Here is a 15097-nt window from a genome sequence, read left to right on the forward strand (position 1 = left end):
ATGACACTGGAAACCCTCGGCTCGGTGAGCCATAACCCTATTGTCAGCTTGCCAGCATTGGCAGCCTGACCTGAACTCGATCCTGCCGTGGATCGACGGTTCCTACACCACCCTGCGGGACACGACCATTCGGTCGTACCTGTCGCCGAAGAGAAATCGAGCGCCACCCAGATCATCGGGGGGATGGCTCCAGTCTCCATTAGATGCCATTGACGGGACAGCTGTTGGCCGTCGAGCCGATGCGTCGTGCCGAACCCACCGGCTGTGTAGATCACGGGATAGGTCTCGTTCGCCTCGGGGTCATACCCCGGGGGGGTCAGCACCCAGGCATTGATCGACTGGGGTGTGCCACGGAACCGGGTCAGGCAGGGGGATGCAATGCTTTCATCGTGCAGATGTCCGCGAGAGGAGGCGATCTGCGCAGCGGCAGCTGGCGGATAGCCGGTTGTGTCAAACTGACGGGGGCTAGGCTCGATGGCGTGATCCAGCGCCATCTTCATAGGTGAGGAAAGCGGAAGGCTGACAGTCGCGACCTTCGAGACGAGGTCACCTTCACCTCTGCCAGAATAATTGTAATCGCCATTACGGTCGAGGACCGCTTGTAAATGATAGTCGCCAGGTGGCAGCGAGGCGAAGCCCTTTGGGAATACAACGTCGTTCGTGTCGATGATCGCGCGGCGGTCCGGACCAAAGTCGGAAACCTCCCGAGATGCTACCGCGACCTTCGCTTCGGGGCTGCCTATATCCACAGCATCGGCGCTTGCATTCTCAGCCGTAACCCTTTCGGCGAAGACCAGCAGACGGCCGCTTGCAGCGCTCTCGACAGTCGCTGGCAAAGTCACTGCGATACGACTGTCCGGAAGCGCCGCGCCCATAAGACAGAATGCCGGGACGACGGACATCAAGCGGGTAAGATGGAGCGTCGATTTGGCAGGATAAAGTTTCATGTTCATTTATTCGCTGCTCGCGGGAGATAGGTCACAGCTTGACGCGGAAAACAATCTGTCCTGAAGAACTGCATCTTCCAACCCGCGACGCAGCAATCGCTGATGCTCTGTGGACCCATCCACCGGGAGAAGCGTCCGGCGAACAATTTTCCAGCTTCCGTCGCTCCGAACGAGCTCCCACCGATTCACGACAGCCCGGTGGACGCGGTATCCGGTGGAAACTCCATGGTTCGGAAGGTGGCGTGGGGATCCTTGGTGATCGAGGTGAGCGATCATGAGGTAGGAGGTCACCACCGCCCTCTCTCCGTTTAGCGCGATCAGCGGCAGTCCGGTAAAGTGAGCGAGGCCGTCCCGGATCGCGGCGGCGTGCTCCGGACGACGGATGAACGCGGCGATTGCCTCCGCGCCTTCAGCTCCGTCCAGCCCGGATCCGCGATCGAAGACACCGTCGTCGCGATAGACCGAGATCGTGTAATCTGCAGAGCCCGTATCCGCGCTGGGCGGATGTGCGGCGATCAGCTCGTAGATGGCGAGCTTGTCCTCGACATCGCGGAGTCTGCGTTCAAAATCGATTTGCTGCTTTGACATACTTCAGCTTTCCTTGTTTGCGGAGGGGACGGTCTCCCCCTCCGGGAGCGTGAGATCGAGCAGGCCGATCAGGCCGGATCAGAACCATCGGGGGTCTGGGCGCCGACCGGCGCGGGACTATGATTGGCTGGCCGACGTTCGAACCATTCCCGCATTCAGAGTGAGAGTGAGGCCACTCAGGCTACAGGCGCCCTCGAGCGGAGGAGCGCGTCGCTGACGGTCAGCGAGACTGCGGAGATGAGGAAGTAGAACGCGCCGAAGGCAGCGTAGGGCGCGATGTCAGCGATGCTCACCGGCGCCGTACCGGCCGCCTTGCTGAGCATGTGCGCCCCGGCGAGCCCGGACTGGGCACCGCTCAGGATCATTGCCCACTGTGCGCCATACGACTTCCAGCGCCGTACACCGGTGATGAGCTGGAAGAGGCCAGAAAGGACAGCCCATACGCCGAAGATCTGAAGAACTGCGTGCATGCCATGCGAAATGGTTGTTGCGACGGCGATCGCGGTCAGTACGCTGACGACGAGGTTCAGCAGCTGGCTCATGTTCCTAGCCAGCCCGCCGCTCCGACTGGCGTCGAGGTAATTCGCTAACGCGTCCCAAGCGGGATAGGCGACGAGCATTACCGCAGCTAGTGGCGGAAGAGCCTTGGCAACTGTGAAGGCGAGCGCAACCCAGATCGCGGAGATCGCGAAGCGAAGAAAGTAGTAAGTCTTGAGCCAGTCCCGATTCGGGGACTTCGCTTCGGTGATCATTTTCATGGCATAATTCCTTTGTGATGCAGGCGCACGTCTTCCGCCCCGCAAGCCAGGTGGGTTGGTGATGGTTGGTTCAGGAGTTGCGCGGCTTGCTGGGCGCCGCGTCGGCTTAGGTTAGAGGCGGAAGCGTCGCGGCAGGCGCCATCGCGCCGTGGCCGCAACGGCGGTGCATCCGACGGAATACCAGACCACTACGTAGAGCGGGTCATTGAAGGGGCAGCAGAACGCGAACACAAAGGCTCCGCACGCGCCGGCGGCGATGCCGGACGCGAGTGCGCTCAGCCGAGGCTGCGTCGGCGCGGCCCTGCGCATTAGGCCGCCGAGCAACATCATTATCGGGAGCGAGAGCACGAAGATCGACGCGGCACACATTATTCCGTGCGCAGGATCGATGCGATCGAGCAACGCCCGCTCGCTCACACCTTCGGGGATGACGAACACACTGCTGACGATCGCGATGATCGCGGCAGCGCTGGCGACCATCAGCCCTCGCCGCGGCCGCGCGGTAGGCGCGTATGATCGGATTGCTAGGAGGCAGGCGACGACGGCCAGCATTCCGAGGCTTCCCACCCGCCAAATCAGATATGGCGACCCCGCCATGTGGCTCATGTCCGGACGCATCATGCCCATGGCGAGGAAGGCCGCCAGCTCCACTGTGCCAAGCGCGAGGACGAGCGCGCCCTCTCGCAGCATGCTGCGCCGCCGGACCGGCACGAGCTCGGATGATAGGTCGAAAATCAACGCTTCATTCGACATCGGGGGTCTTCTCAATGATTGCAGTAAGGCGGGCGAGGCCGCGGTGGATGTTCATCTTTACTGCCGACGGAGAGAGACCGATCTGACCAGACGCATCTTTGATGCTGTAGCCCTGCACCTTGACCAGAAGGATCGCCTGGGCCTGCGCAGGGCGGAGTTCATCGAGAAGACTGGCTAACACCGAACTACTAATTATCGAGGCCTCGTGGTCCCCGACCGCTATCTCGTCAGATAATTCATCCACCGGTCGTCGCGCCAGGCTGCGGAGTTGGTCGATCCATTTGTTCTTGGCAATCGCAGCCAGCCAAGGGCGAAGCGGATATTGCAAATCATAGGTGTGACGTCGCCGATGGACGGCAAGCAGCGTCTCCTGAACGGCATCGTCCACTTCGCCGGGCGGCAGTCGCCGCTGGAAGTAGCGCGTAAGCCACTCGGAGATATCCCCGAGCAGGCGCCGATAGGCACCGCCGTGTCCATTCTGGGCGGCCACCATCAGGCTGCTCCAATCGTCCCGCGCGGCGGTGGTCGCACGCTCGCGGATGACCGGCGCTTTGCTAGGCGCGGTCTTTGGGATCAATCTCGAGAGGAAGTCCGAGCTCATGATCTCTTATTCGCGCGCAAAGCGATGGTGGTCACTCCATGCTGAACTTTTTTTCAGAATTCCCTTTGCGGCTCGCGTCCCGCCCTGAAGTCATATGCAAGGGTGCTCACCCGTGAGATATGCTCATCGTATCGGGGCGTGACTATGGCCCACGGCTCGAGGCCGCTCCTACCGCCATACAGTATTTGCCACGCGAAGCAGGTTTCCGCCCAGAATACTGCGAATATCCTCCTTGGAATAGCCCGCCTTCAGCTGCAGTTCGACCAGCGGCTCGATCTGAGCGGGGGATACGCATCTAAAGCCGCCTTCGAGTTCGTAGCCGAGTTCGGGCGGGAACATGTGCCTCATCTGGGCGAGATAATCGTCGAGTTCCGCAGTGTCGAAGACGTAGTCGAGGCCAATCCCGACATGGCCTGCGCCCACAAGCTGGACGACATGGTCGACATGTCGGAAATAATTCTCAGTGCTGGTGTCGTTGTGCCCCAAGAAGTTGCCGATGCCGTTGAGGCACACGACCCCTTCTGTCCTTGCGCATGACAGGATCAGTTCATCTGGGATGTTGCGCGGATGGTCGGAGAGGGCGCGCGGATTGGAATGGGAGAAGATTACCGGCCTGTGGCTATATTCCAGCACCTCCCTCGCCGTACGGTAGCCGGTATGGGAGCAACAGGCGACCATGCCGACCCTTGCCATTTCGTCGAGCACCTCGCGTCCATATGCGCTCAGTCCCAGGTCCTCGTCGTCCTGGCAGCCACCCCCGATGCGATTGCTGCCATTATAGGCCATCAGCATCCAGCGAACGCCAAGGTCGTAATAGAGCGAGATGAGGCTGGGCTGGTCGGCGATGCCATTGGCGCCTTCCATGTCGAAGCCGATCGCGAGCCGGCCTGTCGCGCGCGCCAGATCGATGTCGGCGGTCGTTTCGATCAGCACAAAGCGGTCGTCATGCACCCTTATCCATCGGCGGAAATGGGCGAGCATCCGCACATGCTCCTCAATACCCTGCTCGCCAAAGCCGATGTTGAGCATCGCGACATCCACGCCGCTTTCCCGATAGAGCTCGAGCCGCGGCAGGAACGCCTCATCGAACGGTCGAAGCGGCATGCAGCCATGATTGTCCCACACCAGACTCGAGGCGATCAGGTCTTTGGCGCTCTCGCTTTCATCGGCAGCCGACATGACGGGCTCTCACTCCATGGGACGCGTTAGTGGATCAAGCCATGGCGCATGTCTGTCGGGTCAGGCAACACGATTGAAGATCCGTGCCATCGCGCCAAGGCGCTGCATCTTGCCGGCAGCGTCGGGATCCACGAAGGCGAGCGGGTAGGGGATCGCAGCGCCGTCGAGAACCATGCGGAAGAGATGGTCGCCGACCCGCTCCAGCTCAAAGACCGTGGCCTTGGCATTGTCGGTCTCGTAGAAATCCACCCTTGCGGCCATCCTGGCATGGAGCCGCCCGTCTACGCTAAAGATATCGAAGCGATAGATTTGGTTTTCGAAGCTTCCCTCATAGGTCGATGCCTCGATGTCTCCCTCGACCGGGACCAGCGCCTCGATCGGAGCGCCCCAGCTTGAAAGAATGGGCTCCACCAGTCCTGCGTCGAACATGCCATTCTTCGAGCAGTTGGTCAGCAGGGCCATGACCTTGCCGCTTGCAGGGTGCGCATAGAGGACCGAAGAAACGCCGGGGCCACCACCGCCATGAAACAGGACGTCGCCTGGCAAAATCATCCAGCCCAGGCCGACATGCCATGAGGAAGGGGAGATGAACCGCGTCGTTTCGGTCGCCATCGCCGACGCGCTCGCGCTCGAAAGGATGCGCGCGCCATTGACGCCCACGCCGCCATTGATGAGCGCACGGGCGAATGTGACAAGGTCCGTTGCGGTCATCATGATCGTTGCTCCTGCCGGGGCGAAGCTCAACGGCAGGAAAGGTCGACTGCTCTGGACCAGCCTGCCTCCTTCATCGACCTGGTCACCGACGCTGACGCGGAACCGGGGCAATTCGGTGATGTCGGCGAGCGAATGGCTTAGCCCGAGCGGCTCGAATGTGCGCGAGCGTACCAGGCTGTACCAGCTCTCGCCTCGCAATTTCTGCACCATATACCCAGCGATAACGGTGCCGATGTTCGAATAGGCCGTCGCCTCGCCGGGAGCATGAATCTGCGACAAGCCGGTGCATTCGTCGATTGCATCGACGATCCGTTGCTCATCGAAGCCCCGGTAGGGCGGAACATCATAATCGATGCCGTTGGTATGGTTGATGAGCATTTTGCAGCTGATCCTGGCGAGGGCTGCAGGGTCGCCCAGTTGCAGTTCGGGCAGATGCAGGGATACCGGATCGTCGAGAGCGACCAGCCCGTCATCGACCAGTTGCATGAACAGGGCGGCGTTGAGTACTTTGGTGATCGAGCCGATATGCATGAGCGTATCGAGCGTGACAGGGTCTTTCGTCACGCTGTTGCGAAGGCCTGCCACGGCTTCGTGAAGCTCCGTGCCATCCCAATAGGCAAAGGATGCACCGGTGACCTCGCCGCGCCCTCTCAGCTCGGCGATAATCGCCCCATAGTCCATGCTCATTTCAGAAATTCCCTCAAGATGCTTGCCGTCAGTGTCCGCCGCTGACACAGGAAGGGCAGCCGGGCAGTCGTGCGCCATGGTGGAGGAGGCGCTTGAAATTGGCTTCCTCCTCGAGCGGTGGCGGCAAATCCCTCGTCAACAGGGGATGTTCTGGAAGGCGCGCGAGGTCGATTACCCCGCCATCCTTGATGACGGCGTGGATACTGCGATAATGGTCGGCAGCCTCCAGCGGGTTCTTGTCGAGGACCAGCATGTCGGCGATCTTGCCGGCCTCGAGCGTGCCGAGATCATGGTCGACCCGGTAGGCGCGGGCGATGTTGCGCGTTGCGGCATGAAGCATGTCCATCGCGGCCATGCCCTTTTCCTCCATCGCGCGCAGCCAGGCGAAATGCCCGGTTGCCAGCCTGCCGAGCGCTTCCTGCTCGGGCATGCCGTTCCAGGTCGCCTTCAGCCAGGGCTCCCGCAGGATTTCCTGGGCAAAGACGCCGCCGTCATTGGCCAGCAGGATCGGCGCGCCTGAGCCGATGAGGTTGCGCGCGTTGATGTCGGATGCCGCCCACATCGTCCATTCATGATCGGATACCGCGCCCTTGACATGGGCAAGCCCTGCCTCGGTCACCGGGAAGATCACTGCGCCGCTTTGGGTGCGTGAGAACAGGTCGAGCGTTTCGTCCGGGATCGGCACTGGCCCGGTCATGTTGCAATGGGTGATCAGGTCGCATCCAGCCTCGAGCGCCATGCGGAGGCTTTCGACCGTCGTGATATGCGCCTGTGCGGTCCGCCCCGCGGCATGGGCCGCCTCCACGATCGCGCGCTGCACGCGCTCGGAAAACTGAAGGAAGGCGCCGGCTGCCAGCGCGCCATGCTCGGAGGCTCCATATTTGACGAAATCGATGCCGCGCTCGATATAGCGCGTGACTTCCTCGCCGACCTGGGACGGGGTCATCCACATCAAATGGCGTCCACTATTCTCGACCCAGGTCGCATTGACGCGATCGACGAACCAGGAGCTCGCCACCTCGGCCGCCTTGCCGAAAAAGTCGCCCGAGAAGGGGCCATCGAAGCCGATGATGTTGCCTGCGCAGCGGATGCGGCTGCCCACAGCCTCGCCTCGGTCGATCCGGTCGCGAACCGCCATGAGTGCGCGCCGTGGCCCCCAGGTGTCAAAGACCGTGGTCATGCCTGCCTTGAGCGCGACCTGTGCCGCCTCGGTGATCAGTTCCTCATAGCGTCCCTCGAAGCGCAGCAGCGTCTCGAGCGTCGTGTTGACGAGGAGATGAACATTGGCGTTCATCAAGCCGGGGATGACGAATTTCCCGCTGAGGTCGATTGTCTGGGCATCGGCCGGGACATTCAGCGCTTCGCTGCGACCGATCGCGGTGATGCGATTGCCTTCAACGAGGATGGCATTACCGGCGACCGGCTTGTCCGTGACACCGTCGATAATCGTGGCACCGGTGATTAAGAGGGTCATGTCACTACCTTTACAGAAGCGGGCTAAACAGACTCGGGTCAATGGCACTCGGCTCGCTTATAGCCTGGAGGGGCTTGCCTGTGCCGGGCGATGTTGCTTGCGCAGCGATGCCCAGGGACGCGCCGACCATGCCGCCCCGCACCTCGCGCCCGGTTGCGCAGTAGCCGATCCGGGGCGATTGCATCTGGTGACCTCGTCTACGAGGTGGGCCAGCAATGACCTGCAGGAGTGGGCTGTCCAATCATCATCCTCCAATATGAGAGGCTGCGCTCCTCCCCCAAGGAGCGCAGCCGCCGACCGGGTCAGAATTTGGCCGCGGCCGACACACCGAATGTACGTGGCTGGATAACCGAGACGCTGGTCATGCCGGCGCCCAGGTTAACATCGGTGCTCAGACCGCGTACATCGCCGATATTCTTGGCATAGAGAGTGAAGGTCCAGCGATCGTTGCTGACACCCGCGCGCAGGTCGACCGTGTCGTAGCTTGGAAGGTGGAAGCGGACCTGTCCTGCATTGGGGAATGCCCCCGCTCTCCAGCCGACATGGCGCCAGTCGATGCCAAGGTCGCCATTCCAGTCACCCGACAAGGGCACAGTGTAGGTAGCCCCCGCAGCGCCGCCCCAGCGAGGTGTCAGCGGGAGACGGTCGCCCGATATTCCAAGCGCCGAGCCAGTGGGAAGATCTTCGGTGAGATGCGCATCGGTGTAGGCGATATTGCCGTAGATCTCGAGGCCACGCACGGGGCGCACCGTTCCCGCTGCCTCGAAGCCACGACTGACCGCCGAAGGGCCATTGTCGACATAGGAGCCGAGCATGACGCGCTGGATCTGAATGTCGCGCCAGTCGATCCAGAAGCCGGAAAGCTCGAGGCTGAGCTTGCGGTCGAAGAGGTCGCTCTTGAGCCCGAGCTCATAGTCGGTGACCTTGTCGGGGCCATAGGTGGGGGGCGCGCCGGGATAGGTCGCATTCGGCCCGCCGGGGCGATAGCCGCTCGCGATCCGCGCGAAGACCATCATATCCTTGTCGATATGGTAGCTCGAGCTGACGAGGAAGGTCAGTGCGTCGTCCTTCGAGGGGGTCTCGAAGATCGTGCTCCCGAACAGAAGTCCCGAATTCACATTGCGTACGCGCTGCTTGTTCTTGCTGTAGCGCAGGCCGGCCGTGATGTCGAAGGCGGAGCTGAAATGATAGGTCGCATCGCCGAACAGGGCGACTTCCTCGAACTTGTAATGGCCATCGACGGACCCGATGTCGGGAAGGCTGGAGATCGGTGCTCCGGTCTCGCGATCGATACTGAGTATCTGCGAGAAGGCCTTCTGCTTTTCATGGGTGTAGAAGGCACCCAGCTGCCAGGACAGGCTGTCGCTCGTCGGCGAGGAAAGTCGCAGTTCCTGGGTATATTTGTCGACCGATACCGGCGCTGTATTCTTGAACCCGAGCGTTGGAATGCCGAAGGCCGGTGCGAGCTGGGGCGAGAGGAGCGGCGAATAATCAAGATTGAAGCGCATGGTCTGGTGATTGTAGGTGCTTGCCGAGGTCAAGGTGGCAAAACCCAAATCTCCTTCGACGAGCAGGCTGTACGCGCCGATATTCTGGCGGACATTGGTCGTGTCGGGGGCGCGTGACTGCTTGAGCGCGCCATAGCTGGGCTGGAAGGTCATCGAGTCATAATCGACGATGGGGGGGCTGCCGCTATAATGCTGGTAAAGGGCCGAGGCGCGGATCTTCCAATCGTCATTGATCTGCCAGCCCAACGCCGCACGGCCACCATAATAGCGCGTCGCGTTGATGTCCTTCTCGCCGGTCTGCACATTGTCGATGAAGCCCGGGTCGCGGCGATTATAACCGCTGACCCGTAGTGCCACGGTCTCGCTGAGCGGGACATTGGCCGCCGCACGCATGCCATAGCCGCTGCCGCCACCATCGACCGTGGAGCCGTCGACCTGCACACGGCCGAAGAAGCGGGTCGGATCGGGGTCGGCAGTGACATATTTGAGCAGGCCGCCGAGCGAACCCGCGCCATAAAGCGTTCCCTGGGGGCCGCGAAGGACCTCTACGCGAGCAAGATCCTGCGGATCGAGATCGGGAACCGTATATGCGCCATAGCCGGTCGAGGCGCCGAAAGGGGATTCATCGATATAGACGCCGACCGTAGGGTTGCCGCCGGCACCGGTCGTGATGCCACGGATGGAGAGCTGCGTCGCGCCGCTGGCACCACCGGCCTGGGAAACGACGAGCCCCGGAATCCGTGCGACATAGTCGTCGAGTTTGGATGCGACCCTTTCCTGCAGGCTTTCACTCGTCAGCGCAGTGATAGCAGCCGGTACGTCCTTGAGCCTCTCCGTCCGCTTCTGGGCGGTCACGACGATTTCCTGCCCGAAATCCTGGGTATCTGCCGGAGCAGCTGAAGCATCGGTAGCCGCGGCCTGCGCCAGGGCCGGCACAGGCAAGAGTGCCGTGCTTGCGGTCAGAGCAATCCACAATCTGGTCATTTTCATTCTCCCCCTCGTATCGACGAGGAACGATCGCCGCACATGATATGAGTGGATCACGTGCAAGTCCCGTCCCCCCGATCAAGCCCTGCCGTGTATCTCGCCTCATCTGAGGCATTGGAGTCTCGCGGTGCGTTTGAGCAGGATGAATGTGTGGGGCAAAAGGGGTATCGTGATAGAAGGATGTGGACAATTTATGGAAGATTGATGTCAATCCTGTGTAACCGGGCGGGAGGCTCTTTCCACAGCTCAGGTCGCGCGTCGGGGGTAGGTGCGCGGAAGCGTCCGCCCCCGCTGCGGGCGACAGTTTTACGGCCGCGTCGGCGCTATGTAGCGAGCCTCGGCGGGATAGCGGCAGATGCAAGTCGGCGACATGGGGCATGTCTGCGGCTCTAGTCCAATATATCCCGGTCTTCCGGCCCTGGAACGACCTGGTCATGTGTCACCAAGGCCTTGCCCGGAGGGAGGGGGCCACGCCTGCACGCAGCGAAATTGGGTCGCGACGGCGCTGGCTAGCCCAAGGCCGCGCCAACGGTGGCGATATTCTCGCGGCGCCCGGCCCTCATAGTTGCGGCAAGGCAAATGGCAGCGAGCAGGGCCAGCGGCGCACCGACACCGGCCATCGCCCGGCCCAGCATGGCTTCGCCGCCCATCGCGCCGCTCAGCGCAGCAACGGCCGGCGCCGACAGGCTGCTGCCGATCGCGCTCGATATGACATAGAGGCCGAAGGTTCGTCCGCGCAGTTCGTTGGGAACGCGAAAATTGATCGATATGACCGGCACGACGATCGCAACGGAATAGGCGAGCTGGAACAGTGTCATCGCGACCGCAAAGAGCCTGACATCAGGGGCCATCGCCATGGCTGTGGCCGGTGCGCACAACAAGGCAGCCAAGGCCGCGGGTGTCATGACCGCGTGATAGCCGCCGTTGCGCTGTGCCCAACCCACCAGTCGCCCCGAGGCCGCCACGCCCACGATGCCAGAGCCGAGCGTCACAGCGGCATACCAGCCGGCAAAATCACCCGGCTGCTGCCCATAAAGTCGCATGAGGGCGGGGGCAGCCCAGGTCGTGATGCAGGTCGACAGGCCGGTCAGGAGCCCGACGCCGGTCAGGAGAGGGACGAGGAAATCCCGATGCGCCCATAGTGCGCGCCAGCTCCCGCCACCTGGCGTACCCATCTCCATCCGCCTTGGCTCGCGCATGAAGAGGATCAGGCCGATGATCGGCAAGGCTGCTACCGCCGCAAGCGCGAAGACGGCGCGCCAGGGCGTCAATCCAGCCAGCGCCTGGGCATCGGCGGCATGAATGGTGGCGAGGGCATCGAAGCCCAACCCACCCGCCAGTACTGCCGCAGCCCCGCCCAATATGCTCCCGAACGGATAGGTCGCCGAAGCAGCGGCGCGCCGGTCGGGCGCGAAATAGTCGCCGAACAGGGACAGGGCGGCAGGAAGGAGTGCGGCTGTGGCGGTTCCCATGATGAGCTTTGCCAGCACCAGCGTCCAAAAGCCGCTTGCCGATGCGGCGAGCCCCAGGGAGGTGCACCATAGCAGCATCGCCAGGAAGACCAGCCTCACCCGGTTGGTGCGGTCGACCAGCAGTCCCATCGGTACGCTCATAAGGCCATAGGCAGCCGAATAGCTGGTTGAGCTCGCAATGCCGGCCTGCATGTCGGTAAGGCCAAGGTCATGCTTCATCGGCTCGAGCAGCAAGGCGACGATCCCAGCATCCATCGTCGCAAGCAGCGCGATCACGCCGAGGACATATTGGGCGTAGCGGGCCTGCCGCAGGGGAGGATAGTCATATTGCGCGCCTGCGTCATAAGATGAGCCTTGGCCGGTCATGATGCTGTCCCTCTTGTCGAGGAAGGGCAGAGGCATTGCTCTGCGAATATCGCGCGTTGGCGGCGTCGGAAGGCACCCGTCATTGTTGGAAAGCCTCAAAGATATGCAGGCGCAGCAGCGCGGGCATCGTCCTCAGCCGACTTTGCCGAAGCGCACATGGCGCAGGCGACCAAAGTCCAGCACGAAGCCACTTGCGTCGGGCTCGAATGTGATCACCGCCCCGATCGTGCCGGAGAGCCTGTCCTCAAGCCTCCAGATGTCCGCGGAGATGGGCGTTGCCACATAGGTCGCCCAGCCATGGCGGCCATGGCTGCGGGCCTGTGCGCCATCTCCGTCCTCGGACAGTTCAAAGGTCGTATCCATGTCTTGCGAGCGGTAGGTACCGGCATAGCGGCCAAGTCTTGCCTGAGGGTCCGTGTCGATCTCGACGAGCCGGTCCTCGTTGCCGAAGTCGCGGTGGACGATTGCATCGCCATCGATCCGGATGGATTGCTGGAGGAAGGACGCGGCAGGTGGAAGCTGCAGCATGCCCGTATCATCGGGGGTGACCGGTATCGGCGCGGCGCCATCGATGGACAGCATTTGTGTGTCTTCGGATGCGCTCAACCCGATGATACGGCCGTCGCGGGGCGAGCGGAAAATACCGGTCCGCTTTTCCTGAACGCGCATGTCGGGCAAGGGCGCGAGCCCCTCGACGCAGGCATCGATTACATTGTGCGCCAGTGCGATCGCGCTGACATCGCTCCGATTGGCGCCGATCGCGATGTGCAACCTCGCCTCAGGCACTGCGATCATCTGGAAATTGCCGCCCATGACGGTGCCGGGATGGTGAATGACCTTCAGGCCGCGATAATCTTGCGTGAAGAGGCCTAGACCATAATGGGTGGAATGGCCGTTCTCGAGCATGTGTGGCTCAAGCATCTGGTGCCATGTCTGCGGCGAGCCGATGAAGGGGGCATCCATATGCCCGAGCCATCGCAACATGTCGTCGATGGTCGATACAATGCCGCCCGCGCCGCTGATCTCCATGCCCATATAGGTGCGAGACCACGCGCCTTTCCCATCGCGAAAATGGAGCGTCGCGCTGTTGGGAAGGAAATCCTGGTCCCAGCGGCGCAGCGCCGTGTCATGCATACCGACGGGCACGAAAATGCGCTCGCGAAGCACATCCTGCAGTCGCTGGCCCGTGATCGTCTCGATCGCCGCGCTCAGGAGGATATAGCCCCCATTATTATAGCTCCAGCGTTTTCCGGGCTCGAAATCGACATCCTCGATGGTCCGGTAATAGGCGATCATTTCCTGGTCGGTGACTGGGCGACCGATGCCATTGAAGAGCATCGTCACCGAAAGCAGGTCGCGGATGCCGCTGACATGACCCATGAGCTGGCGCATTGTCACGCGTGCGTTGACCGGCCCAAGACCAGGCACATGCTGGCCGACCTCGTCGTCGATGCCGGCAAGGCCTTCCTCGCACAGCAGCATATAGGCCAATGAGGCGAAATGCTTCGAGCTGGACCCGATCCGAAGCCGCATCGCCGGCGTCAAAAGGGTCGGCAACTCGATGTTCGCGCGGCCAAAACCCTTTCGGTAAACCGGCACGCCGTCGAGCGCGATGCCAGCGACCACTCCAGGAAGATGGGACTGGTCGACAGAAGCGAAAACCGCGTCCAACGCCTTCTCATCGCAATGCGTCGCTACTTTCCTTGCCACTGGCGGCCCTCCCCAAACAGTCGCGGCTGGCGAGAGAAATGCGCTCGACGCGAATTCCGCTGCGTCGCTGAACCTGCCTTGCGCATCGAGCATAAGCCCACGATCCAAAGAATTTCCGCATCTGCCCGACGTCGCATCGCCCGCCTTCGCCTTGCAGAATGTGCGAGGCGTGGGGATGGAGGGATAGAAGGTTATGGACAAGTTCTGGAAGATGAGCGACGATCCTGTCGATCGGCACGCGACTTAGCGAGCCTCCAACCTAGCCAAGTGATCGCAAGATGGTCGTGGATTATACGCGAAAGCTCGAAACTCCGGTCTTGGAACTGCGGCTGGGTTTCCTGCTCCTTCCCGATTTTACCCTCCTGGCGCTCACCGGCTTTATCGAGGCGCTGCGGATCGCGGGCGACGAGTTCGATCTCAGCCGCAACCTCTACTGCCGCTGGGATATCATGGCCCCGGACAGTCGCCAGATCCGATCGAGTTGTGGCCTGACCGTCCTTCCCACCGCCAGGCTCCAGCCGCCTGAGAATTTCGATTATATCGTCGTGGTGGGGGGGAAGCTCCAAAGCCATGAGCGAACCGACCCGGCAATTACCGACTATCTGCGCGATGCGGCCGGCGGGACCGTTCCCATGATAGGCGCATGCACTGGCAGTTTCATGCTGGCGCGGACGGGGGCGTTGCAAGGACGGCGGGCCTGCGTCCATCAGTTCCACACGGCCGAGTTCCAGGCCGAATTCCCCGACATCATGGTGGAGTCCGACCGGCTGTTCACGATCGATGGTCCTCGGCTTACTTGTCCAGGGGGCGCGAGCGCATTCGACCTCGCCATCCATCTCATCCAGCGGCACTGCGGAAGGGAACGGGCGCTCAAGACGGTCTCGCTGCTATTGTTCGACGAGGCAAGGGCGAGCAATCATCCCCAGGCGCGAACCGCCCTCGACCTCAGTGCGCCGGTGAGGGATCCGTTCGTGCGACGTGCTCTGCTTTTGATGCAGCAGAATCTGGGCAGTCCCGTCACCATTCAGAGCATCGCCGAGACACTTGGCACTAACATGCGCAAGCTTACCCGGGCCTTCCATGCGCAGCTCGACATGTCGCCAGCCCATACCTACCGGCAAATCCGGCTCGAGCGTGCTCTTTGGCTGATCGGCCATACCGGCAAGAGCATGTCCGAAATCGCCTATGAGTGCGGTTTTTCCGACGCGTCCCACTTCTCGCGTATGTTCAAGGAAGTGTTCGATACATCGCCGAGCGATGTTCGCGCGCAGTTACGGGCGCAGGCAACCGGTCCGCGCGCCGTTGCAGGCAGCTTCATGTCAGAGCTTTCGCCTGCATGACGTCAAAGGGAGC

Annotated in this window: 11 protein-coding genes and 1 pseudogene; 1 reads left to right on the forward strand and 11 read right to left on the reverse strand. The window is 61.9% G+C overall.

The genetic code is table 11. The features are described from left to right. The 11 genes and pseudogenes from V2S85_RS17065 to V2S85_RS17115 form a co-directional block, all read right to left on the reverse strand. A pseudogene (locus tag V2S85_RS17065) lies at positions 1-953 on the reverse strand (hypothetical protein); the annotation flags it as partial. After that, positions 954-1535 (reverse strand): nuclear transport factor 2 family protein, encoded by a 582-nt coding sequence (locus V2S85_RS17070; protein WP_330704045.1) that lies wholly within the window; start codon positions 1533-1535, stop codon positions 954-956. Positions 1536-1711: 176 nt separating this feature from the next. Beyond that, positions 1712-2293, reverse strand: coding sequence for a DUF308 domain-containing protein (locus V2S85_RS17075; protein WP_330704046.1), 582 nt, complete (start codon positions 2291-2293; stop codon positions 1712-1714). A gap of 111 nt (positions 2294-2404) precedes the next feature. Further along, positions 2405-3046: a DUF1109 domain-containing protein gene (locus tag V2S85_RS17080; protein WP_330704047.1), complete on the reverse strand. Its 642-nt coding sequence runs from the start codon at positions 3044-3046 to the stop codon at positions 2405-2407. Further along, positions 3036-3647, reverse strand: a complete 612-nt coding sequence (locus V2S85_RS17085; protein ID WP_330704048.1) for a sigma-70 family RNA polymerase sigma factor — start codon at positions 3645-3647, stop codon at positions 3036-3038. The genes V2S85_RS17080 and V2S85_RS17085 overlap by 11 nt, the downstream gene beginning before the upstream one ends. Before the next feature lie 168 nt (positions 3648-3815). Beyond that, positions 3816-4826: a dipeptidase gene (locus V2S85_RS17090; RefSeq protein WP_330704049.1), complete on the reverse strand. Its 1011-nt coding sequence runs from the start codon at positions 4824-4826 to the stop codon at positions 3816-3818. 60 nt (positions 4827-4886) lie between these two features. Further along, entirely contained in the window at positions 4887-6227 is a 1341-nt protein-coding gene (locus V2S85_RS17095) for a serine hydrolase domain-containing protein (RefSeq protein WP_330704050.1), read from the reverse strand. A gap of 28 nt (positions 6228-6255) precedes the next feature. Then, complete coding sequence (locus V2S85_RS17100) at positions 6256-7701, reverse strand: amidohydrolase family protein (protein WP_330704051.1); 1446 nt, start codon at positions 7699-7701, stop codon at positions 6256-6258. 302 nt (positions 7702-8003) lie between these two features. Next, positions 8004-10193, reverse strand: coding sequence for a TonB-dependent receptor (locus V2S85_RS17105; RefSeq protein WP_330704052.1), 2190 nt, complete (start codon positions 10191-10193; stop codon positions 8004-8006). A gap of 512 nt (positions 10194-10705) precedes the next feature. Next, entirely contained in the window at positions 10706-12034 is a 1329-nt protein-coding gene (locus V2S85_RS17110; protein ID WP_330704053.1) for an MFS transporter, read from the reverse strand. A gap of 132 nt (positions 12035-12166) precedes the next feature. Then, positions 12167-13837: a serine hydrolase domain-containing protein gene (locus V2S85_RS17115; RefSeq protein ID WP_330704054.1), complete on the reverse strand. Its 1671-nt coding sequence runs from the start codon at positions 13835-13837 to the stop codon at positions 12167-12169. A gap of 185 nt (positions 13838-14022) precedes the next feature. Here V2S85_RS17115 and V2S85_RS17120 point away from each other — a divergent pair, with 185 nt between their 5' ends. Beyond that, positions 14023-15084, forward strand: coding sequence for a GlxA family transcriptional regulator (locus V2S85_RS17120; protein ID WP_330704055.1), 1062 nt, complete (start codon positions 14023-14025; stop codon positions 15082-15084). Positions 15085-15097 lie beyond the last annotated feature (13 nt).

Source organism: Novosphingobium resinovorum, from assembly GCF_036352595.1.
GTDB classification, from domain to species: Bacteria; Pseudomonadota; Alphaproteobacteria; order Sphingomonadales; family Sphingomonadaceae; genus Novosphingobium; species Novosphingobium resinovorum_B.